Raw genomic sequence first — 26,075 nt, 5'->3', positions numbered from 1 at the left:
GCGATCGGGAGCGGATTTTCGCGTGCGTATTGAGCTGTGCATGTGCAAGGGACTTCATGAAGCAAAAGCGGACTCTCGGAACGCCACGGTTGCTGGGCATTGTCTGGCCCTTCATTGCCGTCGTGCTGTTCCAGGCATTGTTAGGCTGCGTCAGTCTCTACGTGCTCTCGGCGGTGCGTGGCTATGTGGCTGGCGAAAGTCTGTGGTCCAAGGGCCAGAAGGACGCCATCTACTACCTGACCCTTTACGCCGATAACCGCGAAGCCGCCACTTACCTCAAATATCAGCAAGCGATTGCCGTGCCCCAGGGCGGGCATGAATTGCGCGTTGCGTTGGACCGTCCCACACCGGATATTCCCGCCGCACGCCAGGGCATCATCAAGGGTGGCAACCACCCCGACGACGTCTCCAGCCTGATCTGGCTGTACCTCAACTTCCGCCATTTCAGTTACCTGGAAAAAGCCATCGAACTCTGGACGGTGGGCGACGGCTACTTGTTGCAGCTGGACGACCTCGCCCAGGCAATGCATGGCGCCGTTGCTGCTGATCGGGTCAATGCTGACGATGTGCGCCTGTGGAAGGCGCGCATCACGGCCATCAACGAAGGTGTGACACCGGCGGCCAAGGCGTTCAGTGATGCCCTGGGTGAAGGGTCGCGGATGATCCTGCGCCTGTTGTTGATCACCAACTTGGCCACGGCCCTGGGCCTGATCGTGTTGGCGTTGCTGCGCACGCACAAGTTGCTGACCCAGCGTCATGCGTTTGCCGATGCCCTGCAGGCGGAGAAGGAGCGGGCGCAGATTACCCTGGAGTCGATCGGCGACGGTGTCATCACCACCGACGTGGACGGTGCGATTGCCTACATGAACCCCGCCGCCGAAGCGTTGACCCACTGGCAGTCGGCCCAGGCCCAGGGCCTGCCGCTGGCGGCGTTGTTCAAGTTGCTGGATGAAAACGCCGAGCCGGACGGCTTCACCCTGATCGAGCACATCATCAAGGGCGAACTCAGTGGCGGCAGTGAACATTCCAAGTTGATCCAGCGCCTGGACGGCAGCACCGTTTCCGTGACCCTGGTGGGCGCGCCGATTCGCAGCGCCGGCAAGGTCAGTGGCGCGGTGCTGGTGCTGCATGACATGACCCAGGAGCGCCAGTACATCGCCAACCTGTCCTGGCAGGCGACCCATGACGCCCTGACCGGCCTGGCCAATCGCCGTGAATTCGAATACCGCCTGGAGCAGGTGCTGCAGCAGGTAGCGCGCCAGCAAAACGGCCGCCATGCCTTGATGTTTCTCGACCTGGACCAGTTCAAGCTGGTCAATGACACCTGCGGCCACGCTGCGGGCGACGAGTTGCTGCGACACATTTGTGCGTTGCTGCAATCGGACTTGCGCGAAGGCGATACCCTGGCGCGGCTGGGCGGCGATGAGTTCGGCATCCTCCTGGAGAATTGCCCGGCGCCGGTGGCCGAGAAGATCGCCGAGAGCCTGCGTCACACCGTGCAGAACCTGCATTTCGTGTGGAAGGGCCGGCCGTTCATGACCACCGTCAGCATCGGCCTGGTGCATATCTCACACACCCCGACCACCCTGGAAACGTCCCTGCGCGCCGCCGATATGGCGTGCTACATGGCCAAGGAAAAGGGGCGTAACCGGGTGCAGGTGTATCACGCCGATGACTCGGAGCTGTCCCTGCGCTTTGGTGAAATGGCCTGGGTACAGCGCTTGCACATGGCGTTGGAAGAGAATCGGTTTTGCCTGTACTCCCAGGAAATCTCGCCTCTGGGCCATACCGAAGCGGGCAATGGGCACATCGAAATTCTCCTGCGGCTGCACGACGAGGCGGGGCGAATCATTCTGCCCGACAGTTTTATTCCGGCGGCCGAGCGTTACGGCTTGATGACTTCCCTGGACCGGTGGGTGGTGGAGAACGTCTTCAAGATCATCGCGCGTTGCATGCACGAGCGTCCGGGCCGACCTATGGCCATGTGTGCGATTAATCTGTCAGGAATAACCATTGGCGATGACGATTTTCTTGGTTTTTTACGTGAGAAATTCGGCACTTACAACATCCCTCCGGAAATGATTTGTTTTGAAATAACCGAGACAAGCGCTATCGCCAATTTAGGCAGTGCCATTCGTTTTATTAATGAACTCAAAGCGTTAGGTTGCCATTTTTCCCTGGATGACTTTTGTGCCGGAATGTCCTCGTTCGCCTATCTCAAACATTTACCTGTAGACTTCCTGAAGATCGATGGAAGTTTCGTAAAGGATATGCTGGACGACCCGATTAACCGCGCCATGGTCGAAGTGATCAATCACATAGGCCATGTGATGGGTAAGCGCACTATCGCCGAGTTTGTTGAAACGTCGCAGATCGAACAGGCATTACTTGAGATAGGCGTGGACTACGCTCAGGGCTATCTGATTGAACGTCCGCAGTTGTTTACCTTCGATAGCCTGCAATGCCGACCTGCGCGGCCGCAGCCCCTGTTATTCAAGGCGCCCGGCACATTCCGCTGAAACTTTGCTGGTCTGTACATCACACTTAAAAAGGAGCCCTACAGTGATCGACACCTTCAACAGAACCGGCCCGCTTATGGAAGCCTCGAGTTACCCCGCCTGGGCGCAGCAATTGATCCTGGACTGTAGCGAGAGCAAGCGTCGGGTTGTCGAACACGAACTGTACCAACGCATGCGCGATAACACGCTCAGCGCCAAGACCATGCGCCACTACCTGATCGGTGGCTGGCCCGTGGTGGAGCAGTTCGCCTTGTACATGGCACAGAACCTCACCAAGACCAAGTTTGCCCGCCATCCGGGGGAGGATATGGCGCGACGCTGGCTGATGCGCAATATCCGCGTGGAATTGAACCACGCCGATTATTGGGTGCATTGGGCGCGTGCCCACGGCGTCAGTCTTGAAGAGCTGCAGGCACAGGATGTGCCACCGGAGTTGCACGCATTGAGTCATTGGTGTTGGCACACCAGTTCGGCGGATTCATTGATCGTTGCGATTGCCGCCACCAACTACGCCATCGAGGGCGCCACTGGCGAGTGGTCTGCCGTGGTCTGTTCCACCGGCGTGTATGCTGCCGCCTTCCCGGAGGAAGAACGCAAGCGCGCGATGAAGTGGCTGAAGATGCACGCCCAGTATGATGACGCGCACCCTTGGGAAGCCCTGGAAATCATCTGCACACTGGCTGGCACGAACCCGAGCAAGGCCCTGCAGGTGGAGTTGCGCCAGGCGGTGTGCAAGAGCTACGACTATATGTACCTGTTCCTGGAAAGCTGCATGCGCCTGGAACAAGAGAAAGAAAAGGCGCCCGTACTCGTTCGTGAGCGCCAGGCGCGCGTCGCCAGCGAGGCGTGATGCACCCGTAATGGCGGGGTTTTACCCCGCCATTGCCAAGCGGTTGCGGCCTTCGCGCTTGGCCACGTACAAGGCATTGTCGGCCCGGCGCAGCAGGCTTTCCGCCGACTCGGCCGCCAATAACGTCGAACAGCCAAGGCTCACCGTCAAGTCGACCCGCGTACCCTCCACCCAGTAATCATGGGCTTGTGCCGCCTGGCGCAGGCGCTCGCCGACCATCCGCGCCGCATCGCGCCCGGTGTTGGAGAGCAGGATCAGAAATTCTTCCCCGCCGAACCGAAACACCATGTCCACGTTGCGCAACTGGCTTTTGATCGCTGCGGCCACGGCGCGCAATACGCTGTCGCCGGCGGCATGACCATGGGTGTCATTGATCTTCTTGAAGTGATCGATGTCCAGCATCAACAGGGACAGCGGGTGCATATGGCGCCGAGCCATGTCAATTTCCCGTTGCAGGGTCTGGTCCATGGCCACGCGGTTGCCGGTTTCGGTCAAAGGATCGCGCAGGGCACTGCGGGTGGCGGCGCGGTAGAGCAGGGCGTTGCGCATTGGGTAAAGCAACGTTGCGAGCAGGGACTCGAGCTGGCCCAGTTCCTCTTCGAGGAAGCGTTGGTTGCGACGGAACACCAGCTCACCCAAGTGTTCGCCCTCGTGGCTCAAGGTGTAGCTCACCGAATGATGGCCGCGATGGCCGAACTCCAGGCGCAGGTCGCTGATCGCGTAGCGGTATTGCAGCGCGTCCAGCGGCACCAGGCGTTGCACTTCACGGAAGAACAAGCCGAGGATGCGTTCCGGTTCCAGGCTGGTCTGCAATTGCTGGTTCAGTTGCTGGCGAAGCTGACCGAGGGTGGCGGGGCGATGGGGGCGAAGGGACGGCTGACCAAACCCCAGGCGTTGCAATTTGGCACTGTCAAAGTCAATTGCGTTGGTCTGGGTCGGTGTTTTCATACGTAGGCGGCCTCTAAGCACATGACTGTCTTACAGGCGGGATGAGAGTGGCAAGTGCCAAGCGTCTTACTGTTCCTTCAGTTCCGTAAAACATTGGAAACAGTTTAGACCGCTTTACGCCGGGTTATAAGCCCAGGGCACTGCCACACGTCTTGTCATCGCTTGACCTGCGTGAGTGGGTTAGAGCCAGATTCGTGCCAATCGTTTGAATTAATAAATACCTATATAAATCAATGAACTGATTTTTCATGAAAACCGTCGACAAACAGTCGCGTCATTTCTCTGACTAATATTGAATGTTTGAAGAGGGGGTTACCAACGTAGAACGGTCAATCTGCGCGATGGAAGTGACCCCTGTCAGCGTCATGGCGACGCGCATTTCCTTGGCGAAAATCTCCAGCAGGTTTTCCACGCCATGCTGGCCATCGGCGGCCAGCGCATAAACCGCGGAGCGCCCCAGCAGGCAGGCTTTGGCGCCGAGCGCGAGCATGCGCACTACGTCGAGCCCGGAACGAATGCCGGAATCCACCAGCACGGTGAGGTCATCGCCAACGGCCTCGGCAATCGGCGGCAACGCTTTGGCGGTCGACAGCACGCCATCGAGCTGGCGGCCGCCATGGTTGGAGACCACGATGCCGTCGGCGCCGAAACTTACGGCATCCTTGGCATCCTGCGGGTCCAGAATGCCTTTGATGATCATCGGGCCCTTCCAGAAGTCGCGGATCCACTCCAGGTCTTTCCAACTGATCGACGGGTCGAAGTTGGTGGCCAGCCAGCCGATGTAGTCTTCCAGGTGCGTGGGTTTGCCCAGGTACCTGGAAATATTGCCGAGGTCGTGGGGGCGGCCCATCAAGCCCACATCGAACGCCCACTGCGGCTTAGTCACGGCCTGCAATATCCGCCGTTGCGCCGCATACGGCCCGGACATGCCCGAATGCGCATCACGGTAACGCGCGCCGGGGGTTGGCATGTCAACGGTGAACACCAGTGTCGTCACGCCTGCCGCCTGCGCCCGCTCCAAGGCATTGCGCATAAAGCCGCGATCCTTGAGCACATACAGCTGGAACCAGATCGACTGCGGGCTTTGCGAGGCGACTTCCTCGATCGGGCACACCGACACCGTCGACAGGCAGAAGGGCACACCGGCGTTCGCCGCCGCCTTGGCCGCTTGCACTTCACCGCGTCGTGCATACATGCCCGTCAAGCCGACCGGGCTGAGAATGACCGGCATGGCCAGCTCCTGGCCAAATAGCGAGGTCTTCAAACTCAGGTTGTCGACATTGCGCAAGATGCGCTGGCGCAGGCTGATCTCTGCCAGGTCCGAGCTATTGGCGCGCAGGGTGTGTTCGGCATAGGCGCCGCCATCGATATAGTCAAACAGAAAGCGCGGTAACTTGCGCTTGGCGGCAGCACGGTAATCGGAGGCGGACGAAATAATCATGGTATGGGCTCCACTCGGCAAAGTGGCCCACGATAAGCAAAGTTCTGGCATGATAAAAACAACTTTTATCGCTGCAATCCAGTCGCAAAAGGAATACTGATGAACCTGCGAACCCTGCGAGCGTTTGTCGAAGTGGTGCGCCAGGGCGGTTTTTCCCAGGCGGCCGAGGTGGTATCCCTGACCCAGTCCACGGTCAGCAAGGCGGTCAAGACCCTCGAAGAGGAGTTGGGCACACCGCTGCTCAATCGTCTTGGCCACAAGAACGAACTCACCGCCGCCGGCGAAATTACCTACCGCCGCGCCCTGGTGCTGCTTGCCGAACACAATGACCTGGTGGTGGAGATCAACGACCTGCGCGGTCTCAAGCGCGGCGTGCTGCGCATCGGTCTGCCACCGGTAGGTTGCGGCGTACTGTTTGCGACAATGTTCGCCACCTACCGCACGCGCTACCCCGACATCGACATCGAACTCACCGAATACGGCAGCAAAAAATTACGCGAATGCCTGGAAGCCGGGGAGGTTGACCTGGCGGCCCTGCTGCTGCCGGTGGATGAAGGCTTCGACTACCAGCCTGTACGCAACGAACCGTTGATCGCCGTATTACCTGTCAGCCACCCATTGGCGCGCCGCGAACGCATCGACTTCACCGACCTGGCAGACTCGCCGTTCATCCTGTTCGAAGCCGGTTTCGCCCTCAACGCGAAAATCCTCGCCGCCTGCGAACGCAAGGGCGTAGTGCCAAAGGTGACTGCTCGTAGCGGGCAGATCGACTTTATCGTCGACCTGGTCACCGCCGGCCTGGGCGTCGCCTTCCTGCCACGGATGCTGGCGCACACACACCAACACGCCGGCATCGCATTGATCCCCTTGGACGAGCCCCACACTGACTGGCATATCGCCCTGGCTTGGCGCGCCAGTGCCCACTTGCCCCCCGCCGCGCGCGCCTGGCTGGAACTGGCCAGGGAGCAGGCGGTTTCGACCAGTCATCCCGCCACGTTGTGACACACGTCAGAGGAGGCTTGACTTCTTCTTTTTAATCAGTAACATACGGCGCATTCCGCGATAGCTCAGTTGGTAGAGCAAATGACTGTTAATCATTGGGTCCCTGGTTCGAGTCCAGGTCGTGGAGCCAGATAGAGAAAAGCCTGCAGAGATGCAGGCTTTTTTTTGCTTAAAATTTGACCCGGCAACAGCGGGTACCAGAACGACCGCGCCTGCCCGGCATCGCTCCGGGTTTATACTGGCCAGCTTCAAACACATTGAGGTCCCCATGAGCACTTCCCTTTCCGTAACCCCGGCGCGCAAGCCGTTCGCGCCATTGGTGGCCTTTATCGTCCTGATGGCGGGCGCCGTATTCCTGCAAAACATAGTGGGTGTGCGCCAGGTGTTGTTGCTGGGCGTCGGCGCCGCATTGGGCTTGACGCTGTACCACGCCGCCTTTGGTTTTACCTCGGCCTGGCGCGTGTTTATCAATGATCGGCGCGGCGCCGGCTTGCGCGCGCAGATGGTGATGCTGGCGGTGGCGGTGTTGTTGTTCTTCCCGGCGCTGGGCGCGGGCACCTTGTTCGGCCAGCCGGTGGTCGGGCTGGTGGCGCCGGCCGGGGTGTCGGTGATATTCGGCGCGTTTATCTTCGGCATCGGCATGCAGTTGGGCGGTGGTTGCGCGTCAGGTACCCTGTTCACCGTGGGCGGCGGTAATGCGCGCATGCTGGTGACTCTGCTGTTTTTTATCTGCGGATCGTTGATCGCCACCCACCACGTTGACTGGTGGTTTGCCCTGCCGTCGTTCCCGCCTGTTTCAATCGTCAAAAGTTTCGGCGTATTGCCGGCGTTGCTCCTGAGCCTGGCTGTGTTCGCGCTCATTGCGTGGGTGACCGTGCGCCTGGAGAAGCGCCGCCATGGCCAACTTGAAGCCGGCGTGACCAGCGAACATCGGGGGCTGCGTCGCTTCCTGCGCGGGCCGTGGCCGTTGGTGTGGGGGGCGATTGGCTTGGCCTTGCTCAACTACGCCACGCTGGCTTTGGCCGGGCGGCCATGGGGCATTACTTCAGCGTTCGCGCTGTGGGGCGCCAAGGTGGCCAGTGAGCTGGGGGTGGACGTGGCCAGTTGGGCGTTCTGGCAGGTGCCGGGCAATGCCAAGGCCCTGGCCGCACCGGTTTGGGAAGACATCACCAGCGTCATGGACATCGGCATTATTCTTGGCGCGCTGTTGGCCGCCGGCCTGGCCGGGCGTTTCGCGCCGAGCTTGAAGATCCCGGCGCGCTCGTTGATCGCGGCGGTCATCGGCGGCTTGCTGCTCGGGTATGGTTCGCGCCTGGCGTATGGCTGCAACATTGGCGCCTACTTCAGCGGCATTGCCTCGGGGAGCTTGCATGGTTGGCTGTGGCTGGTGGCGGCGTTTATCGGCAATAGCGTGGGCGTACGCCTGCGACCGTTTTTCTTCGCCGGCGAACGGCCTCAGGTAGCCCTGAGTGGTTGCTGAACGAGCGGTGCATATTTGGCTGGCTGGCAGCTGCGACGTCATGGCATGGTATGTATGTCCGAATCGGTCCTGAACCGGTCCGCCTTGCGCCTGTTGTGCATCCGGCAGGGTCTTTACCATGGCTTGCAACACTGCCTCCATACATAAGCCAAAAGGACCCGCCATGAACCGCAAAGCCCTGATCGTGATTGATGCCCAGCATTCTTTCCGTCATTCACCCTACTGGTCCGAAAACGACCTGCCGGATTACCTGGCAAACCAGCAGGCCCTCATCGACGGCTGTGTTCAGCAGGGCATCCCGGTGGTACAAGTCTTTCATGTGGAAGACCAAGGGCACTTTTCGATGGCATCGGGTAACGTCAAGACATTGAGCGAGTTATCGATCGATCCGCAGCTGGTCATTCTTAAGCACTACCACAGCGCCTTCGCCGGTACATCGCTGGCCGCGCGCCTCACGCAAATGGGCGTCACCACATTGATCATCAGCGGCATTCGTACCGAACAGTGCTGTGAAACCACCACGCGGCAGGCTTCGGACAGCGGGTTTAGCGTCGACTTCGTCAGTGAGGCTACGCTGACCTTCCCGATGACTCACGCACGCAGCGGCCGGGTGTACACCTCGGCGGAGATACGCGAGCGTACGGAATTGGTGCTGGAGGATCGGTTTGCGCGCATCGTCACCGTCGCCCAGGCATTGGCGGGGTGAATCCATGAGCGTGCCGGTGCTGTTCGTGCTGTTGCCCAATGTGCTGATGCTCGACCTGGCGGGGCCTGCCGAAGTGCTGCGCCTGGCCGCGCAGGCCGACGACCCGGCGGCGGTGGATTTCGAGCTGCAGTACGTCAGCCCGGTGGAATCCCTGCACAGCTCCATCGGTTTGCCGTTAACCGGTCTGGCGCCCTTGCCGACCCGCTTGGCGCCGGGCACCCTGGTGGTGTTGGTCGGCTCCAGCATGAAGGTGGACAAAGCACGCCAGCAGGCCTTCGAATCCGCCAGCGACAGCCTGGTGCAGTGGCTGCAGACGGTGTTCGCGCCCTCTGCCGAGCGTTTGATATGCGTGTGTGCCGGTGCGCTGACTGCCGCCCGTGCCGGCCTGCTCGACGGGCGCCAATGCACCACGCATCACACGCTGTGCGCCACCCTCCAGGCCCTCGCGCCCAAGGCCCGGGTCCTGGAAAACCGGCTGTACGTCACCGACGGTCGGGTCAGTTGCAGCGCCGGGATCACCGCCGGTATCGATATGATGCTGCACTTGATCGCCGAGCGTGCCGGGCCAAGGCTGGCGTGCGCCGTCGCGCGGGACATGGTGGTGTACCTGCGTCGCGGCGGCGCAGACCCGCAGTTATCGCCGTGGATAGCCGGACGTAATCACCTGCACCCGGCAGTCCATCGTGTACAAGACGCCATTGCTGCCGCCCCCTGCGACGCCTGGACCGTCACCCGCATGGCGGACCTGGCCTGCACCGGCAGCCGCCATCTGGCGCGCCTGTTCCACGAGCATGTCGGCATCAGCCCGCTGGATTACCTGCACCGTCTGCGCCTGGCCGTGGCTCGCGAGCTGCTGGTGGAGTCGAGCCTGGACATCGAAACCGTCGCCGAACGCGCAGGCTTTGGTTCGGCGCGCCACCTGCGGCGTATCTGGGGCAAATATGAAACGGGCACGCCTTCAGCGATGCGCCTTATTCAGCCAGCGTCTCAGGGGGCGTAACCGACTCCTGGCCGGTCTCGGCCGCCAGCTTTAAACGGTCCGCCTTGCTGACGTATGTATCTTTGCTCTTCGGCGCCAGTTTGGCACTGGCCTTTTTGGCCTTGGCCTTGAAGAGCTGCTTGAGTTTTTTCTGGCGGTTCATGTGTGTTGGCCTGATGGGGGAGGGCGCGGATGATACCAGCTTGAAAAGCCTGACCGTTCAACGCACTCAGCCGCCTGCAGCTCAATCGTAAGCGAACTGGTCAACCAACCCCAGGCGTGGAACATGGCTGTTGGGGAGCAATAGCGCGCCGGGAGCGATGACTGCATTTGCGCCAATCTTGCAGCCGTCGCCCACCAAGGCACCGAATTTGTTCACGCCTGTCTCTATCACGCCGGTTGCATGGCGGATCCTGATCGCTGCTCCATTCAGTTCGTTACGATAATTGGCGATGATCGCGCCGGCCTCGATATTCACGCCTTCGCCAATCAGTGAGTCGCCGACAAAATTGAAGTGCGCCAACTTGCTGCCATCCAGCATGAAGGTGCTTTTCAATTCGCAACTGGGCCCTACGATGCAATGGCTGCCCAAATAAACGCCTCCCCGCAGGTATGCACCCGCTGCCACGAATGAGCCTTCGCCGATGATAATCGGGCCCTTCAGCACTGCGCCTTCTTCGACGATGGCGCTTTCATGGATGGCGCAGTTACCGTGGCGGCGAAAGCCTGGGCCTAGGCGCGAAAGCAGGGATAGCACCTGGTTCTCGCAGTCTTGGGACACCTGCCAGGCGGTTGGGGGAGCCAGGCCGAGTGAGGGCCATTGGGTAATGAAGGTGCTGATTTTGGGTGAACTCATGGAAGCCTCCGGTTCGGGCTGCGAGCGTCAGGACAGAATAATGCGAGCCAGGTGACTTTTTACATGGGTTGGCCTACGCCGATCCAAATGTGGGAGGGGGCTTGCCCCCGATTGCGGTGTGCCAGTCAGCCATTTTTTAACTGATAGACCGCTATCGGGGGCAAGCCCCCTCCCACATTGGATTTATGCTGTGTCACCGGGCGATCAGGGCGCCACGCCGGGGCGCCGTTGTTTGATCGGCCGCTTTAAACGCGGGGGAAACAGGTGCTAATAGTATCGATCGGCCGCTCGGGCGGGTGCTGGACTAGGGTTTTGCTTGCGGCTTTCATCGCAATTAAAAATTCACTGGCATCAACAGGGAGTAGCCAGTAGGCTACATGTGGCTTTGTGATCAATATGATTGGCAGGACGCCCGAGTTCGATACATGGCTCGACGGTATGAAGGATGTTTGGGGGAAAGCAGCGGTGCTGACCCGTCTCGACCGCGCCGAAGAGAACAATTTTGGCGACTGTGCGCCTGTCGGCGACGGCCTGAGCGAAATGCGTGTTTTTGTCGGGCCAGGCTACAGGATTTATTTTGTACGCACGGGCATCACCGCTTACTTGATGTTATGGGGAAGCGATAAAACCGACCAGAAAAGAGGAATCAAGCGGGCAAAAGAGATCCTCGATGCCCTGAGAGGTAGATGAAATGAGCAAATCGAAATTCAAACCGGAGGACATGCCGATCCTCGATCTGGATACATCCGGTACCCGCGTCTACGAAGCTTCACGCTTCCTCGACAATCCGCAGGCTATCAGCGCTTATCTGGCGCAGAGCATGAAGTCTCAGGACCCGCACGTCCTCATGAAGGCCCTTGCCGAGGTGGCCAAGGCCCAGGGCGTGAACAAGGTAGCTGAGGCGGCGGGAGTTAATCGGGAGAGTCTTTATAAAACCCTCAAAGGCGGCTCCAAAACGCGCTATGAGACGATCCAGAAGTTGATGGTGGCATTGGGGGTGGAGCTGACGGTGCAGCCGATTGCGAGCAGGCAAGCGCCTGGGGCAAAGCCGGCGACCGCCGGCCAATAATCGACTATGACACTGAAGACAGTGGCCGGCTTTGCCTTGAGGCCTTACCGCACCAGGCAAGGTCGCTTGTTGTTGAAGCTCCAACCTGGAATCAGGTACTGCATCGCCACGCTGTCGTCCCGCGCGCCCAGCCCCATGCCTTTGTATAACTCATGGGCCTTGGCCACGGCATCCATGTCGATATCCACCCCGAGGCCCGCCTTGGCCGGCACTTTTACGTAGCCGCCTTCAATCTGCAGGGGCGCCTTGGTCAGGCGCTGGCCGTCCTGCCAGATCCAGTGGGTGTCGATGGCAGTGATCTCGCCGGGTGCGGCGGCGGCCACCTGGGTGAACATGGCCAGGGAAATATCGAAATGGTTGTTGGAATGCGAACCCCAGGTCAGGCCCCACTCGTTGCACAGTTGCGCCACCCGCACCGAGCCCTGCATCGTCCAGAAATGCGGGTCGGCGAGGGGAATGTCCACCGATTGCAGCTGGATCGCATGGCCCATTTCACGCCAGTCGGTGGCGATCATGTTGGTGGCGGTTTTCAGGCCCGTGGCGCGGCGGAATTCGGCCATGACTTCGCGGCCCGAGTAACCGTTTTCCGCACCGCAGGGGTCTTCGGCATAGGCGAGTACGTGATGCTGGTCACGGCACAGGCGGATCGCTTCCTTGAGTGACCAGGCGCCGTTCGGGTCGAGGGTGATGCGCGCATCGGGGAAGCGTTCGGCCAGGGCCGTAACGGCTTCGATTTCTGCATCGCCACTCAGCACGCCGCCCTTGAGCTTGAAGTCGTTGAAACCGTATTTGGCTTTGGCGGCTTCGGCCAGGCGTACCACGGCGTCGGCGGTCAGGGCTTTCTCGTGGCGCAGGCGGAACCAGTCGTCGTCGGCGTCGGCCTCGTTGCGATAGGCCAGGTCCGTTGCGCTGTGGTCACCGACGTAGAACAGATAACCGAGCATTTTCACCGCATCGCGTTGCTGGCCCTCTCCGAGCAAGGCCGCCACCGGAACTTCAAGGAATTGCCCGAGCAAGTCGAGCAGGGCGGCCTCCATCGCGGTAACGGCGTGAATGGTGATACGCAGATCAAAGGTTTGCAGCCCACGACCGGCCGCGTCCCGCGAGGCAAAGGTGGTGCGCATTTGATTGAGGATGCGCTGGTACTGCCCGATGGGCTGGCCGATCACCAGGCCGCGCGCGTCTTCCAGGGTTTCGCGGATGCGCTCGCCACCGGGCACTTCGCCTACGCCGGTGTTGCCGCCACTGTCCTTGAGAATGACGATATTGCGGGTGAAATAAGGGCCGTGGGCGCCGCTGAGGTTCAGCAGCATGCTGTCGTGGCCGGCGACCGGGATAACTTGGAAATGGGTGACAACAGGCGTGTTCATGGCAAAGTCCTTATACGCTCAAATAGATTTGCTGACGGCGGTTCCGGTGGGCGCAACGCTGGGCGACATCAAGCCGGCAGACGGTGACGTCTTAGCGAAAAACACCAGGATGGCCGCGAGCACTGAGGTGCCGGCCAGGCCGTAAAGCCCGCCCTGGATCGAGCCGGTGGTTTGTTCCAGGAAGCCAAAGGTGGTCGGCGCGACAAAGCCGCCCAGGTTGCCGATGGAGTTGATCAGCGCGATCACTGCGGCGGCGATGCGCACGTCGAGGTAGCCCTGTGGGATCGGCCAGAACAGCGAAGAAGCGGATTTGAAACCGATGGCCGCAAAGCAGATGGCCACAAAGGCGAAGATCGGCCCGCCAGTAGTGGACATGAACATCCCGGCTGCCGCGATCAACAAGGCTGCCGCGACCCAGGCCTGCTGGAATTTGAACTTGCCCGACAGCGATGCGAAGGCGTACATGGCGATGATCGAGATCAGCCAGGGAATCGAGTTGAAGAACCCGACCTGCACATCGCTCAGGTCACCCATTTTCTTGATGATGCTCGGCAGCCAGAACGTCGCCGCATAGATCGTCAGTTGGATGCAGAAATACAAGGCGCAGAACAGCATGATCTGGCGGTCCTTGAGCAGTTTGCCGATGGTCGGTTTGACCGTGGTCAGGGCTTCGCGATCGCGCTGTTCCTGATCGATGGCGCCCACCAGTGCGTCCTGTTCTTCGCGGCTCAGCCACTTGGCGTCATGGGGCTTGGAGTCCAGCCAGAACCACACGAAGAAGCCCAGCGCCACCGAGGCCAGGCCTTCGATGGCGAACATCCATTGCCAGCCGTGAAAGCCCAAGCCTTCGATCTGCAACAGCGCACCCGACAGCGGACCGGAGATCAGTGAAGCAACCGCCGAGCCACTCAGGAAAATCGCAATGGCTTTGCCGCGCTCCACGCCTGGCAACCAGCGGGTGAAGTAGTAGATCACGCCTGGGAAGAAGCCCGCTTCAGCCACGCCCAGCAAAAAGCGCAGGATGTAGAAGTGGGTTTCGTTCTGGATGAACGCCATCATCGTGGCGACGATGCCCCAGGTGAACATGATGCGGGTCAGCCAGATGCGCGCGCCGACTTTTTGCAGCAGCATGTTCGACGGCACTTCGAAGATCGCGTAGCCGATGAAGAACAGCCCGGCACCGAAGCCATAGGCCGCCGCGCCGATGCCCAGGTCGTGCTCCATGTGCGTGCGCACGAAGCCGATATTGACCCGGTCGATGTAGTTGAGGATGAACATGATCACGAACAGTGGGAGCACGTGGCCCTTCACTTTGCTCACGGCGCGGATGAGCACCGAATCAGTTTCTGGTGTGGCAGATGCATGGCTTGAATTGTTCACAATTCAAAACTCCCCCTGATTTGTTTTTATGCGGGTTTGCGTGTTTTGTTGCCAGACATCATACAAGTGATTTTTTGAAAACCGCAATGCGTTGGGATCTGTATTTATTCTTATAAAAGCGGCTAGCAGGCGTTGTTTTGGTTATTTGTTAGATTTTTAATGGGTCTTAGGAGCCTTGTAGCCGTCGGAGCCCCCGGCAAAAAATCCCCGATACAGAAATGGTACTGAAGTGTTTCAGGTTGGTTGTCATACAAGTTAATCGTTTCATGAATCAACTCAGCGCCGCGCCTGAGCCCAGTGTTAAGCTCCCACCTGCCCAACCCCGTGGAACCTGGCAATGCCCATTGAAAACGCCCCCGCTGTGCGCAAACGCTCCACCAACCTGGCCCAGGGCGTGGTCGACGCACTGACCCAGCGCATCCTGCTCGGGCAGCTCAAACCCGGTGAAAAACTGCCGTCCGAATCCACCATCGTGCTTGAGCACGGGGTCAGCCGTACGGTGGTGCGCGAAGCCATCTCCAAGCTGCAAGCCTCTGGCCTGGTGGAGACGCGCCACGGCATCGGCACCTTTGTGCTGGCGCAACAGCCCCAGCAAGGCTTGCGCCTGCATGTGGACACGGTCGCCAGCGTGCGCAACATGCTGGAGCTGCGCCTGGGCCTGGAGGTGCAAGCCGTGGCGCTGGCCGCGCTGCGCCGTACCGACGAGCAACTGGCGCACATGCGTCAGGCGCTGGACGACTACCAGGCCTCCCTGGCCAACAACGACAGTTGCGTGGAAGAAGACAAGCGCTTTCACCAACTGATCGCCGAGGCCACCGGCAACACGTTTTTCAGCGAAATCATGCAGCACCTGGGCACTGCCATGATCCCCCGCACCCTGGTGCTGGGCGCCGAGCGCGGCGGCGCGGATTTTGCCAAGCTGGGGCAACTGGCGAACCTGGAGCATGAGGCGATCTTCAATGCGCTCAAGCGCCAGGATCCGGATGCCGCGCGGGCGGCGATGGTGCTGCATTTGACCAATAGCCGGGATCGATTTTCCGGCGAATGACAAGGAATCCCTGTTGAACGAACACACATTGTCCATGCGCCTGGAGCGCGTAGCGGCATGGGTGCCGGTTGGCGCGCGCCTGGCTGATATCGGCTCGGACCATGCTTACCTGCCGGTGGCGCTGATGCGTCGTGGTGTGATTGCCGGAGCCGTGGCGGGAGAGGTCGCGGCCACGCCCTTTCGCGCGGCCCAGCGCACCGTACACGCCAACGACCTGGAGCAGTGCATCCGCGTACGCCGGGCCGATGGTCTGGCAGCGATCGAGCCAGACGACGCCATCACCGCCGTCAGCCTGTGCGGCATGGGCGGCGAGACGATCCGCAACATCCTCGACAGCGGTAAAGCGCGGTTGAGCGGCCAGGAACGCCTGATCCTGCAACCCAACGGCGGCGAGCAACCGTTGCGCCACTGGTTGATGGACAACGGCTACCGAATCCTGCACGAGGAGCTGCTGCATGAGAACCGCTTCTACTACGAAATCATCGTCGCCGAACGTAGCGGGCCGGTGAGCTACACCGATGAGCAGCTGTACTTCGGACCGCTGCACCTGCAGGCGCGCACCCCGATGTTCGTGGCGAAATGGCAACGCCTGCTGCGCGAGAAACACAAGACGCTTGCCGGTTTCGAGAAGGCCAGGCAGTCGGTGCCGCAAGCAAAACGGCAAGAAATTGCCCAGCACATCCAATGGATTACCCATGTGCTGGGCTGAACGCCGCCGCGTACAGCGTAGCTCCCCCGAAACTTTTGTCCCCGGCGGTTACAGGGCCTGCCCGCCACTGAGTGCTTTTGCCCCATTTTCGCGCACCGTCGGTCGGTTTCGCGGTTCCATTACGCCTATCGCCAAGGTTTCAACCTGCGGCCCATATCTTGCTAATCAATGACATGGCATTTTGCCGTTAGTTATTTCACACGCTGTGAAGCTTGAGTTTGTTCAGGGGAGTTGCAGGGCATGCAAAGACTTTTATCACCGGGTATCCGCCTGCTTGGACGGTTCGGTTTCGCGCGCAAGTTCCAGGTGCTGTTCTTCCTGTTCATGCTGCCGCTGGCCGGGAGCTTGTGGATGATCGGCCAGGATTACCGCGACAAACTCGCGGTAATCTCCAGCGAACAGTCCGGTGTGCGCCAACTGTTGGCGCTGGACTCGCTCGATGTGCAACTGACCGCCCAACGCAACCTGGCCGCCCGCTGGAAAGCCCTGGATATTCTGCATACGCCAACCCCTGCCGCCCAGGCCGCGATGGACAAGGTGGACGCTGGCAGCCCAGTGATCCAGCAAGGCCTGCAAACCCTGGGCGACGCGCTCAGAACCCATAACGCCAGCGCCGATACCCTGGCGCGCTTCGACACCTTGCAGGCTGCGGTCAAGGGCATGGACACCCAGGCCCTGCGCACCGTCGGCTGGTGGCCGGATGGCTATGACCGCTTCACCGCCGCTCTGACTGCGATGCAATCGCTGCGCGAACAGATCACCCTGGACGCCGGCCTGATCCTCGATCCGTGGCTGGAAACCTACCTGCTGATGCAGATTTCCAGCCAGCACACCCCGGACCTGATCGAGCGTATCGGGCGCACGGCCAGCGTCGGCCAATCCTCGATCGCCTCGGGCCAGTTCACCCTGCAAAGCCGTTTGCAGATGCGCGACCTGCGCGGCCGCATCGGTGATGCGCGCGACCAGTTGGTCAAGGCGGCAGGCGCGCTCAAAGCCAGGCAATACCCAGGCCTGGAGCCTTGGACGGTGCAGTACGAAACCAGCCTGCAACGCCTGGACAGCGAGCTGAAGACCCTGGACGACGGTGTCTTCGGCGGTACCATCAAGCTCGACACCGCCGCGTTCGACCAAAGCGTTGACGCCATGCTCGCGGCCTTGGGCGCGTTGCGCAGCCAGTCGCTGCATTCGCTCGACGCGCGCTTGAGTTACTACCGTGAGCGCTCGCTGCAGCACTTCATCCCCGTGGCGGCGACGTTCAGCCTGCTGGCGCTGGCGGCGTTGTACCTGTTCGTCTGCCTGCAAGCGTCGATCCGCCGCAGCGCCAGCGGCATCACGACGCTGGCCGAGTCCTTGCGTGACGGCAACCTGCGCGTCGAAGTGGCGGTGGAGGGGCGCGACGAACTGGCCGCCATCAGCACGGCGCTCAACGTCGCCGTGGTGCAACTGCGCGCCAGCCTGCTCGGCGTCAATCATGAAACCCAGCAGCTGGGTGCCACCGTGCTCACCCTCAACGCGCAATCGGGCAGCACCCTCACCGAAGTCGAAGACCAGCAACACCAGATCAGCCAGATTGCCGCGGCCGCCACCCAGTTGGCTGCCACCTCCCTGGGCGTCGCCAAAAGCTGCGAGCAGGCTGCCGACAGCGCCCAGCAGACCCGGCGTATCGCCGAGGACAGCAGCCGCGACAGCCAGCGCACCACGGCCAGCATCCAGCAACTCAACCAGCGCCTGACCGACACCGCCAACGCGCTGGAACAAGTCAGCCAGCAGGGCCAGCAGATTCAATCGGTGGTCGACACCATTCGCGGGATCGCCGAGCAGACCAACCTGCTGGCCCTCAATGCCGCCATCGAAGCCGCCCGCGCCGGCGAGCAAGGCCGCGGATTTGCCGTGGTCGCCGATGAGGTGCGCAGCCTGTCGCAACGCACTCAGGCGTCCACCGCGCAGATCGCCAGCACCGTGGACAGCCTGCGCGCCACGGTCAGCCAGGCCGTCAGCCTGATGGGCGCCGCCTGCAACCAGGCGCTCAGTGACGCCGAATCCGTCACCGGCCTGGGCACGCGCCTCGGCGAAATCGCCGGTGCCGTACAGAACGTCACCGACACCCTGGCGCAAATCGCCGCCGCCGTGGAAGAACAGGCCACGACGGCCGACGAGGTGAGCGGCAATATCCAGCAGGTGGACCAGGCGGCCGGGCGCTTGCTCGACGGCGCACGGGCGGTCAATCAGGCCGCCGACAGCCTGAGCAAGGGCAGCCGGGCGTTGAGTGCCAACACGGCGCGGTTTCGATTGGACTGAGCGCCCATTCAGGGCACTCTGCCGCCGTCGTGTAGTCTTCTCCTTAACCCTAACGGAGCTGCCCCCCTATGATTACCGTTCACCACCTCAACAATTCGCGCTCCCAGCGCATCCTCTGGTTGCTCGAAGAGCTGGGCCTGCCCTACGAGATCAAGCGCTACCAGCGCGACCCGAAAACCAACCTCGCGCCTCCCGAGCTCAAGGCCATTCACCCGCTGGGCAAATCGCCGGTGATCGAGGACGGCTCCCGTGTACTGATTGAATCGGCCGCGATCATCGACTACCTGATCCGCCGCCACGGCAACGGCCAACTGCAGCCTGATCCGGCCAGCGCCAGCTACGACCAATACGTGCAGTGGCTGCATTTCGCCGAGGGCTCGGCCATGCTGCCGCTGATGCTCAACCTCTATGTCGGGCGCCTGGGTGAAGCCGGCGCACCGCTGCATCCGCGCATTGAATCGGAGCTGGCCAACTACCTCGGTTACCTGAATGACGTGCTCGGGCACACCCCGTACCTGGTGGGTAACGAGCTGACCGGTGCGGACATCCAGATGAGCTTTATCGGCGAGATTGCCAAGGCGCAGGGCAAGCTGCAGGCATACCCGAACCTGGCGGCATGGGTAGACAAGCTCCAGCAACGACCGGCTTATCGCAAGGCGGTGGAGCAGGGCGGTGAGTATGCGTTCGCCAAATAGAGGCGCATGAAGGACCGCTGAACCTTTGCGCCAGGCAGCGCTCACTTAACCAGTGGCGCTGTCTTCTGGTCGAAAGGAATCTGCATGCATCCCATCTCGTCAACCCACCCCGTAGAACGCGAACTCAGCCTGCGGGCAGTCATAACCGGGATCCTGCTCGGTATCCTGCTGACCCCGTCCAATGTGTACGCGGGCCTCAAGATCGGCTGGTCGTTCAACATGTCGATCATCGCGTTGCTGATTGGCTATGCGGTCTGGCAGGGACTGGCCAAACGCTCTGCTGCGGCGGTGCCGTGGACGCTGCACGAAAGCAACATCAACCAGACCGTCGCTTCGGCCGCCGCGTCGATCATTTCCGGCGGGCTGGTCGCGCCCATCCCGGCCTACACCTTGCTCACGGGCAACCAGTTGGAGGCGATCCCGATGATTGCCTGGGTGTTTTCGGTGAGCTTCCTGGGCATCTGGATCGCGTGGTACCTGCGGCCCTCATTGCTCAATGACAAGGCGCTGAAGTTTCCCGAAGGCATGGCCACCCTGGAGACCTTGCTGCATATTTACAACCACGGGCGCGAAGCCGCGACACGCTTGAAAGTGCTGCTCAGCGGCGCCATGTTGTCGGGGCTGGTCAAGTGGGTGGACACCTTCCTGTGGGCGCTGCCGCGCTGGTCGCCGACCGCGCAGCTTGAGCGACTGACGTTTACTGCAGACCCTTCGCTTTTGTTACTGGGGTTCGGCGGCATCATCGGCATTCGCGTCGGCCTGACCTTGCTGCTCGGCGCCGTGCTGGCCTGGGGCGGGCTGGGGCCATGGCTGTTGGCCCAAGGGCTGGTGAGCATTCCAGCGGGTAGCAGCGGCCCCCAATTTGCCGCGCTGGTGGAATGGCTGCTGTGGCCGGGGGTGAGCCTGATGGTGTGTTCCACCCTGGCGTCATTGGCGATTCGACTGTGGGCGCTGCACCGCTCCACCCGGGCTGGCGGCGGCACCCCGTGGACGCTGCCCAAACCGGGCCCTGCCGCCGGCTTCATCCTGGCGATCGGCTTGGTGGTGAGCCTGCAGGCGCTGTTGTTCGGTATCAACCTGTGGATGGCGCTGTTGACCATTCCCCTGGCAATCTGCCTGGCTGCCGTGGCGGCGCGGGTGGTGGGGGCCACTGGTATACCGCCGATTGGCGCCATCGGGCAGCTGTCCCAACTGAGCTTCGGCATCGCCGCACCGGGGCAGGTGCCGATCAACCTGATGAGCGCCAACACGGCCGGCGGTTCGGCCGGGCAATGCACGGACTTGATGAACGACTTCAAGGTGGGTAAGGCGATTGGCGCCACCCCACACAAGCAGGTTATCGCGCAAATTCTGGGGATTTTCGTCGGCAGCATCGTCGGCGTATTCGCCTACCTGGCACTGATCCCCGACCCCCAGAGCATGCTGCTCACCGAGCAATGGCCGGCCCCGGCCGTGGCCACCTGGAAAGCCGTGGCGCAAACCCTGACCCACGGGCTGGACTCACTGTCGCCGAGCATTCGCTGGGCGATTGCCATCGCGGCCTTGATCGGTGCAGTGCTGGGTGTGCTCGACAGCATGTTGCCTGTCGATCGTGCCCGCTATCTGCCCAGCGCTGCGGCATTGGGACTGGCGTTTGTATTGCCGGCCTCCGTGTCGCTGATGATGGCGTTGGGGGCGGTGGTGACCTGGGTGATCAGCTGCCGTTGGCCAAGCCTTACCGAGCGTTTTGCGATTACCGCAGCGGCCGGGCTTATCGCCGGCGAGAGCATCACCGGCGTGGGGGCCTCCTTGTGGCAGATGATGATGCAGGCGAGTTGATAAGCGAATCGCGCTGCTATTGCCCGATGGAACTATTGGTGGACGGCCGCCACTCATCTCTCGCCTCTCTCATATTCACTGAGCGGGGCGCCAAGAGATAACTCAGGGACGCCAGTTATAACTCCAGAAGCAAGGTTGCTTACGCTTGAAGGGATAGGCTGTGAGTTCTGATATTGCGAAAACACTACGCGAAACCCTGGTGGACCTCGGCGTACCCCAGGAACACATCGGCTACTTTGATCGCCACTCATCGATCGCACTTAACTTCAAAACGATCAGCCCGATCATGCTCACTGCCGACCGTCGTGGGGTGTGGATGTGGAGTGAGTTAAACAATCTGAACAGCGCCACGCTGAATATCCACGCGGAAAAACTGCTGCTTTTACTGCAGCATGCGTTGCCATTCGTGGTGACAGGCCAGCCCGTGTTAGGCAAAGGTCTGCGCGGTTACGAAGTCAAAGCCCTGTTGGACGATGCATGCATGGGTTCAGCCAAAACATTGCAGGTAGCGCTGGATGGATTTTTCAAACTGATGACATCGCTGCACAGTATTTTCAAATAACCAGTCGCTACGACGTTCGCTATCTTATTCATGGCTAGAGGCAACCACTATTATGCCGATCACGAATGATAACGCCTCCCGCGCGGCGGCCGAGTTACAGGCTAACGCAGATAGCCAAGTGTTGAAGAATGTCGAGTTTGTGAAGAACTTCGACTACATAAAAAACAAGCCTATAGATGTCACCTCTAACGCCCTGCCCACGGTAACGCTCAAAGCCGACGGGCGGGAACGCCCGGTCAGTTTTCTTTATGGCGACACGCAGGTCGCGCAAATCAGAAACGGCGCTATTTATAACGCCGTGATTGACAGCGACATCGTTGAAAAACACTCCCAGGACCGTATCGCGCCGGGCAAGGCGTCCATCAAGGATGGTGCGCTGAGCCTGGGTTTGAACCGGTTCAGAATCGCGAGTCCGGCTGACACCGAAACCCAGAAGATCCTTAGCCGACTGCGTGGCATCACCGATCCAGAGCAGCGTAGAACAGAGCTGACCAAGCTGGTCGCCAACGGCTCGACGCAAGCTGCCGAAGGTTCGATGAGGCTGAAAATGGTCAACGACCCGGTACGGCGCGCATTCGAAAGCTACTATGCCAAGCATGCCCTGCAAGATTATTTCCGCTCGCCGGACACCTATAAAAAATTTGTCGATATTTCAAATAACCAAGTGAATTACATCAAGGACAACTACGTGTCTGCGCCGTTGTTCGAGAAGTATGAGGCGGCTTGGAAAAATCAGAGTTTCGACACAAGCATCGTGGGCCTGGATCAACTCCAGGGGTTCTATACGCGTGCCGAGAAAACCCTGGAAACTTTGAATATCTCGCCCGAGGCCAGGACGGCCTTGTTTGATATCTACAAACACCGCTATCTCAGCTACGCGCTGAAGAATGAACCGGATGTCGAGGCAAAACTTCCGTCAGGCCATTGGGGCGGCGTGTTTGATCCCATCAGGGCACCCGGAAAAGGCCGTATTGAACTCAACGCTCGAGAAGGTAACTTGTTCAGACAGGCAGACAGTCATAACGTCGGCATCTTGCGAAATATCGATGCGACGCCCAGGGACTTGCGCCTGAACGACCCTTTCAACATCAAGTATGAAAGCGATTACCAGAGCCAATTGCTGGCCAGCGCCAGCACCCGTTGCCCCGACAGACTAGAGATGCAGGACCCCGCGCATCCCGATGCATCCAAACCGGGTTCTTACCTGAAGACGTTTTTTGAAAAAGGCACGGGGACCTACGTCAACGGACCATCGGGTTCAATTGTGATTGAGCAGGGAGCAGTGCGTGCGTGCAAGGATGTGCATGCCAATACCCGCCCTGAGGACCTTGAGACCTATTTGGCCATTCAAGCCTTGCTGTTCATTTATGTGGATGGTGGGCATTCGATGGATGAAATTACTTATGCGCTGACCCATCCGGCTGTGCAGGACAAACTGCACCACGCCTTTTCCGAACGGCCCGGCTTCGAGCATATCGGCGATAAGCTTTTCATGAATGCCCGCGCCCTGGAAAACGCCGCCAAGGACGCTGCGGTCTTTAATGATGTGCTCAAGGCCAAGGACGCCACGCATCAACAGATCACCCATGGCAACCCGGCGGGCCAGCCCGCTCGAACGGCCACCAAGGCGCTGGCGCTGGCGCAAACCGTCGCAGCGAGAAACGTGCTCTACAAACCCAGCGACGTCCTGACTCAAGAGCTGGCCGGCGCCGCCGGCGTATTGCACCGGGTGGTCTCGAACCTGAGCCCCCAGCATCAAAACCTGCTGGGGGCTCATTTATTGGGAGAAGGCAGGCTGCTGGCAGGACAAACAACCGATGACTTGCTGGCTGCGTTGGCGCGCGCCGGTAGCGGGGCGGCGAGCGCCACCGACAGAGCGGTGGCCATCGCGTTGATGGGCGATATCGGCGGGTTTTACACTACTCCCGGCAACGCGGACCAGGGGCTGATGACGGCGCTCAACCGTCAGTTCCAGGCACAGGGGCTGGAGGTGCCCGATGCCGCCGCTGTCCAGCGTATGCGCGAGCACGGCGGCTCTGCGGCGGTAGGCCCGAATAAGCGCGCTGAACGAAAAGTCCGTGCGTTCGATTCGCCAGCCGACATGCCTTTTCGAGCAGGCGTACATAACAACGGGCTGGAAGCGGATAAGGCGCTTAATGTCCCCGCATCTGAACGTATTCCTGACAATCGCTGGGCGGTTTTTGACATTGGGACGGCCCGTGTCAAAGAAACGACCGAGCCGCTTGTCGGGCATATGTCAGCGTCGCCGGCCGAGATTTTACAGGCTTGGGACATGCTGCGTGGCGTAAGCGCACACGATCAATACGTGGGTGCGCTGCCCGACGGTCCGCGCGCTCAAGACGGTGGCACCATCATGCCTATGTCGGTCTTGGCGCCGGCCGAGCAGGACCAGCGCTATGCGCGTGCGGCAGGGGCGGGTGCATTTTTGGTCGGCTTGGGTTATCACAGCGCAGTCGAAGTGCTGGAAGGAACGTTGGTTTATACCGGGCAAAGCATCAGAGCCGAAGGCACACTGGATCCTTCCCAGCGTGATTCCGCTGATGTCTTCGGGCATGGGGCGGCAACTGACCTCATGAGCGAGCTATTCAAGTCCGGTACAGCAGCGTGATGGGCTGTCGGGCAATCATGCGTCCCCATTGATTGCCCGGTGCGCATGCTGTGCCCTCAAACGTTGCAGTCCATTGGCCGATGTCGAGATCAGACACGATGATGCCGCACTCAGGCTACTTTGGCGTTGTCCTGCGCACTTAAGGTGAGGGGTATTGGTCGCCCGAGAACCACAAAAACAATGAATAGTCTCAACTCCAACGATTCCAACGCTCAGCTGGCGCAGGGTTTCAAGCCGCGCCACGTCACCATGTTGTCCATCGCAGGCATCATCGGCGCGGGGTTGTTTGTCGGTTCCGGGCATGCCATCGCGGCGGCGGGGCCGGCGGTGTTGCTGGCTTATCTGTGCTCCGGCCTGCTGGTGGTGCTGGTGATGCGCATGCTCGGGGAGATGGCGGTGGCGCGCCCCGACACCGGCTCGTTTTCCACCTATGCCGACCAGGCCATTGGCCGTTGGGCAAGCTTCACCATCGGCTGGTTGTATTGGTGGTTCTGGGTGTTGGTGATTCCGATCGAGGCGCTGGCTGCCGGGCATGTGCTCAATCAGTGGTTTCCTCAGGTCGATGCATGGTTGTTTGCGTTGTTGTCGATCATTTTGCTGGTGATCACCAACCTGTTCAGCGTTGCCAAATATGGCGAGTTCGAGTTCTGGTTCGCGATGGCCAAGATCATCGCCATCGTCGGTTTCATCGGCCTGGGGTTCAGCGTGCTGATGGGCTGGATTCCGGATCGTGAAGCCAGCGGCTTGAGCCGCTTGATGCAAGAGCACGGCGGCTTTGCACCCAATGGCCTATCGGCCGTAGTGGGGGCATTCATCACCATCATGTTCAGTTTCATCGGGACCGAGGCGGTGACCATCGCCGCGGCCGAATCGAGCAACCCGGCGCAAAACATCGCCAAGGCGACCCGCTCGGTAATCTGGCGCATCGGCGTGTTTTACCTGTTGTCGATCTCGATCGTTATTTCCGTGGTGCCGTGGAACGATCCCCTGCTGGCATCCGTGGGCTCTTACCAGCGTGCGCTGGAGTTGATGAACATTCCCAACGCCAAGTTCATGGTCGACCTGGTGGTGTTGATCGCCGTGGCCAGTTGCATGAACTCCTCGATCTACATCTCCTCGCGCATGCTGTTCTCCCTGGGTAAACGCGGCGATGCGCCACGCGCCCTTAAACGTACGTCTGCGGCGGGCGTGCCCAGGGCGGCGGTGATTGCCAGCACCATCCTGGGTGCGGGAGTGACGCTGCTGAGTTACTTCATGCCCGCTGGCCTGTTCCAGTTTCTGCTTGCCAGTTCCGGTGCCATCGCGTTGCTGGTGTACCTGGTCATCGCCATCTCGCAACTGCGCATGCGTCGGCTGCTGCTCAAGCAGAACGTCGAGCTGACCTTTCGCATGTGGCTGTTCCCCTGGCTGACTTATCTGGTCATCGTGTTCATCTGCGCGGCGCTGGCCGTGATGATGGTGACGCCGGAACACCGCACCGAAGTATCCTCGACGATTGGCCTGGCCCTGGTGATCTCGTTTATCGGCCTGGTCACTTCGCGTCAGCAGGGGCAGGCGGTCAAACCGGTGGCGCTGGAACACTCCTGATCATGTGCCCGGTTCAAAGATCGTTCCCACGCTCCCGCGTGGGAATGCAGGCCGTGACGCTCTGCGTCATCTGTACGCAGTAGGTGGGACGCGGAGCGTCCCAGGAGGCATTCCCACGCAGAGCGTGGG

22 protein-coding genes and 1 tRNA gene are annotated in these 26,075 nt (G+C 60.6%); 17 read left to right on the top strand and 6 right to left on the bottom strand.

Annotated features, from left to right (window positions below; genetic code table 11):
• Positions 1–56: 56 nt before the first annotated feature.
• Entirely contained in the window at positions 57–2,519 is a 2,463-nt protein-coding gene (locus tag C4J90_RS17695; protein WP_124415185.1) for an EAL domain-containing protein, read from the top strand.
• Between the two features lie 76 nt (positions 2,520–2,595).
• A complete protein-coding gene (locus C4J90_RS17690) occupies positions 2,596–3,369 on the top strand; it encodes a TenA family transcriptional regulator (RefSeq protein ID WP_372237506.1) in 774 nt (257 codons plus the stop codon).
• Positions 3,370–3,390: 21 nt separating this feature from the next.
• Here C4J90_RS17690 and C4J90_RS17685 read toward each other — a convergent pair whose 3' ends face one another.
• Together C4J90_RS17685 and lldD are read right to left on the bottom strand one after the other, a co-directional pair.
• Positions 3,391–4,317 carry a GGDEF domain-containing protein gene (locus C4J90_RS17685; protein ID WP_124363669.1) on the bottom strand — a complete coding sequence of 309 codons (927 nt, stop codon included), beginning with the start codon at positions 4,315–4,317 and terminating at the stop codon, positions 3,391–3,393.
• A gap of 286 nt (positions 4,318–4,603) precedes the next feature.
• Positions 4,604–5,758 (bottom strand): FMN-dependent L-lactate dehydrogenase LldD, encoded by a 1,155-nt coding sequence (gene lldD / locus C4J90_RS17680; protein ID WP_124363668.1) that lies wholly within the window; start codon positions 5,756–5,758, stop codon positions 4,604–4,606.
• Between the two features lie 99 nt (positions 5,759–5,857).
• On the opposite strand from lldD, the gene C4J90_RS17675 reads away from it, so the two are divergent.
• The 5 genes from C4J90_RS17675 to C4J90_RS17655 all read left to right on the top strand — a co-directional run bounded on the left by C4J90_RS17675 (position 5,858) and on the right by C4J90_RS17655 (position 9,946).
• Complete coding sequence (locus tag C4J90_RS17675) at positions 5,858–6,760, top strand: LysR family transcriptional regulator (protein WP_124420470.1); 903 nt, start codon at positions 5,858–5,860, stop codon at positions 6,758–6,760.
• Between the two features lie 54 nt (positions 6,761–6,814).
• Positions 6,815–6,890: transfer RNA gene (locus tag C4J90_RS17670), tRNA-Asn, on the top strand.
• Between the two features lie 138 nt (positions 6,891–7,028).
• A complete protein-coding gene (locus C4J90_RS17665) occupies positions 7,029–8,240 on the top strand; it encodes a YeeE/YedE family protein (RefSeq protein WP_124420469.1) in 1,212 nt (403 codons plus the stop codon).
• A 163-nt stretch (positions 8,241–8,403) separates the two neighbouring features.
• A complete protein-coding gene (locus C4J90_RS17660) occupies positions 8,404–8,946 on the top strand; it encodes a cysteine hydrolase family protein (protein ID WP_124420468.1) in 543 nt (180 codons plus the stop codon).
• Between the two features lie 4 nt (positions 8,947–8,950).
• Entirely contained in the window at positions 8,951–9,946 is a 996-nt protein-coding gene (locus C4J90_RS17655) for a GlxA family transcriptional regulator (protein WP_124363664.1), read from the top strand.
• On the opposite strand, the gene C4J90_RS17650 is transcribed toward C4J90_RS17655, so the two are convergent.
• Both C4J90_RS17650 and C4J90_RS17645 read right to left on the bottom strand, forming a co-directional pair.
• On the bottom strand, positions 9,918–10,088 hold the full coding sequence (locus C4J90_RS17650) for a DUF2986 domain-containing protein (protein ID WP_124363663.1): 171 nt from the start codon (positions 10,086–10,088) through the stop codon (positions 9,918–9,920). The two genes, C4J90_RS17655 and C4J90_RS17650, sit on opposite strands and share 29 nt — an antisense overlap.
• Positions 10,089–10,169: 81 nt before the next feature.
• Entirely contained in the window at positions 10,170–10,781 is a 612-nt protein-coding gene (locus tag C4J90_RS17645) for a transferase (protein ID WP_124420467.1), read from the bottom strand.
• A gap of 387 nt (positions 10,782–11,168) precedes the next feature.
• On the opposite strand from C4J90_RS17645, the gene C4J90_RS17640 reads away from it, so the two are divergent.
• Together C4J90_RS17640 and C4J90_RS17635 are read left to right on the top strand one after the other, a co-directional pair.
• Positions 11,169–11,471, top strand: a complete 303-nt coding sequence (locus tag C4J90_RS17640) for a type II toxin-antitoxin system RelE/ParE family toxin (protein WP_124420466.1) — start codon at positions 11,169–11,171, stop codon at positions 11,469–11,471.
• Between the two features lies 1 nt (position 11,472).
• Positions 11,473–11,850 (top strand): addiction module antidote protein, encoded by a 378-nt coding sequence (locus C4J90_RS17635; protein ID WP_124363659.1) that lies wholly within the window; start codon positions 11,473–11,475, stop codon positions 11,848–11,850.
• A gap of 44 nt (positions 11,851–11,894) precedes the next feature.
• Here C4J90_RS17635 and gudD read toward each other — a convergent pair whose 3' ends face one another.
• Together gudD and C4J90_RS17625 are read right to left on the bottom strand one after the other, a co-directional pair.
• Entirely contained in the window at positions 11,895–13,220 is a 1,326-nt protein-coding gene (gene gudD, locus C4J90_RS17630) for a glucarate dehydratase (protein ID WP_124420465.1), read from the bottom strand.
• A gap of 18 nt (positions 13,221–13,238) precedes the next feature.
• Positions 13,239–14,600, bottom strand: coding sequence for an MFS transporter (locus C4J90_RS17625; RefSeq protein ID WP_124420464.1), 1,362 nt, complete (start codon positions 14,598–14,600; stop codon positions 13,239–13,241).
• A 337-nt stretch (positions 14,601–14,937) separates the two neighbouring features.
• Here C4J90_RS17625 and C4J90_RS17620 point away from each other — a divergent pair, with 337 nt between their 5' ends.
• From C4J90_RS17620 to C4J90_RS17585, 8 genes are all read left to right on the top strand, one after another.
• Entirely contained in the window at positions 14,938–15,648 is a 711-nt protein-coding gene (locus C4J90_RS17620) for a FadR/GntR family transcriptional regulator (protein WP_124407756.1), read from the top strand.
• Between the two features lie 13 nt (positions 15,649–15,661).
• Positions 15,662–16,357 (top strand): tRNA (adenine(22)-N(1))-methyltransferase TrmK, encoded by a 696-nt coding sequence (locus C4J90_RS17615; protein WP_124420463.1) that lies wholly within the window; start codon positions 15,662–15,664, stop codon positions 16,355–16,357.
• Between the two features lie 240 nt (positions 16,358–16,597).
• Entirely contained in the window at positions 16,598–18,655 is a 2,058-nt protein-coding gene (locus tag C4J90_RS17610; RefSeq protein WP_124420462.1) for a methyl-accepting chemotaxis protein, read from the top strand.
• 68 nt (positions 18,656–18,723) lie between these two features.
• Positions 18,724–19,350, top strand: a complete 627-nt coding sequence (locus C4J90_RS17605; protein WP_124420461.1) for a glutathione S-transferase family protein — start codon at positions 18,724–18,726, stop codon at positions 19,348–19,350.
• 84 nt (positions 19,351–19,434) lie between these two features.
• The gene (locus C4J90_RS17600) at positions 19,435–21,168 is read left to right on the top strand and encodes an OPT family oligopeptide transporter (RefSeq protein ID WP_124420460.1); all 1,734 of its coding nucleotides are present in this window, start codon (positions 19,435–19,437) and stop codon (positions 21,166–21,168) included.
• 160 nt (positions 21,169–21,328) lie between these two features.
• Positions 21,329–21,730, top strand: coding sequence for a hypothetical protein (locus tag C4J90_RS17595; protein WP_124363651.1), 402 nt, complete (start codon positions 21,329–21,331; stop codon positions 21,728–21,730).
• A gap of 52 nt (positions 21,731–21,782) precedes the next feature.
• Complete coding sequence (locus C4J90_RS17590; protein WP_124420459.1) at positions 21,783–24,359, top strand: hypothetical protein; 2,577 nt, start codon at positions 21,783–21,785, stop codon at positions 24,357–24,359.
• A 180-nt stretch (positions 24,360–24,539) separates the two neighbouring features.
• Complete coding sequence (locus C4J90_RS17585) at positions 24,540–25,946, top strand: amino acid permease (RefSeq protein WP_124420458.1); 1,407 nt, start codon at positions 24,540–24,542, stop codon at positions 25,944–25,946.
• The last annotated feature ends 129 nt before the right edge of the window (positions 25,947–26,075 follow it).

The sequence above is a fragment of the Pseudomonas sp. R2-60-08W genome, assembly GCF_003852335.1.
Classification (GTDB): Bacteria; Pseudomonadota; Gammaproteobacteria; order Pseudomonadales; family Pseudomonadaceae; genus Aquipseudomonas.
The sequence above is the reverse complement of the archived record's forward strand: the minus strand, read 5'-3'. Positions and strand labels throughout refer to the sequence as shown.

Bases quoted from the DNA above. Each gene is read 5' to 3' on its own strand.
- C4J90_RS17695 (WP_124415185.1), top strand. From the start codon at position 57: ATGAAGCAAAAGCGGACTCTCGGAACGCCACGGTTGCTGGGCATTGTC.
- C4J90_RS17690 (WP_372237506.1), top strand. From the start codon at position 2,596: ATGGAAGCCTCGAGTTACCCCGCCTGGGCGCAGCAATTGATCCTGGAC.
- C4J90_RS17685 (WP_124363669.1), bottom strand. From the start codon at position 4,317: ATGAAAACACCGACCCAGACCAACGCAATTGACTTTGACAGTGCCAAA.
- lldD (WP_124363668.1), bottom strand. From the start codon at position 5,758: ATGATTATTTCGTCCGCCTCCGATTACCGTGCTGCCGCCAAGCGCAAG.
- C4J90_RS17675 (WP_124420470.1), top strand. From the start codon at position 5,858: ATGAACCTGCGAACCCTGCGAGCGTTTGTCGAAGTGGTGCGCCAGGGC.
- C4J90_RS17665 (WP_124420469.1), top strand. From the start codon at position 7,029: ATGAGCACTTCCCTTTCCGTAACCCCGGCGCGCAAGCCGTTCGCGCCA.
- C4J90_RS17660 (WP_124420468.1), top strand. From the start codon at position 8,404: ATGAACCGCAAAGCCCTGATCGTGATTGATGCCCAGCATTCTTTCCGT.
- C4J90_RS17655 (WP_124363664.1), top strand. From the start codon at position 8,951: ATGAGCGTGCCGGTGCTGTTCGTGCTGTTGCCCAATGTGCTGATGCTC.
- C4J90_RS17650 (WP_124363663.1), bottom strand. From the start codon at position 10,088: ATGAACCGCCAGAAAAAACTCAAGCAGCTCTTCAAGGCCAAGGCCAAA.
- C4J90_RS17645 (WP_124420467.1), bottom strand. From the start codon at position 10,781: ATGAGTTCACCCAAAATCAGCACCTTCATTACCCAATGGCCCTCACTC.
- C4J90_RS17635 (WP_124363659.1), top strand. From the start codon at position 11,473: ATGAGCAAATCGAAATTCAAACCGGAGGACATGCCGATCCTCGATCTG.
- gudD (WP_124420465.1), bottom strand. From the start codon at position 13,220: ATGAACACGCCTGTTGTCACCCATTTCCAAGTTATCCCGGTCGCCGGC.
- C4J90_RS17620 (WP_124407756.1), top strand. From the start codon at position 14,938: ATGCCCATTGAAAACGCCCCCGCTGTGCGCAAACGCTCCACCAACCTG.
- C4J90_RS17610 (WP_124420462.1), top strand. From the start codon at position 16,598: ATGCAAAGACTTTTATCACCGGGTATCCGCCTGCTTGGACGGTTCGGT.
- C4J90_RS17605 (WP_124420461.1), top strand. From the start codon at position 18,724: ATGATTACCGTTCACCACCTCAACAATTCGCGCTCCCAGCGCATCCTC.
- C4J90_RS17600 (WP_124420460.1), top strand. From the start codon at position 19,435: ATGCATCCCATCTCGTCAACCCACCCCGTAGAACGCGAACTCAGCCTG.
- C4J90_RS17590 (WP_124420459.1), top strand. From the start codon at position 21,783: ATGCCGATCACGAATGATAACGCCTCCCGCGCGGCGGCCGAGTTACAG.
- C4J90_RS17585 (WP_124420458.1), top strand. From the start codon at position 24,540: ATGAATAGTCTCAACTCCAACGATTCCAACGCTCAGCTGGCGCAGGGT.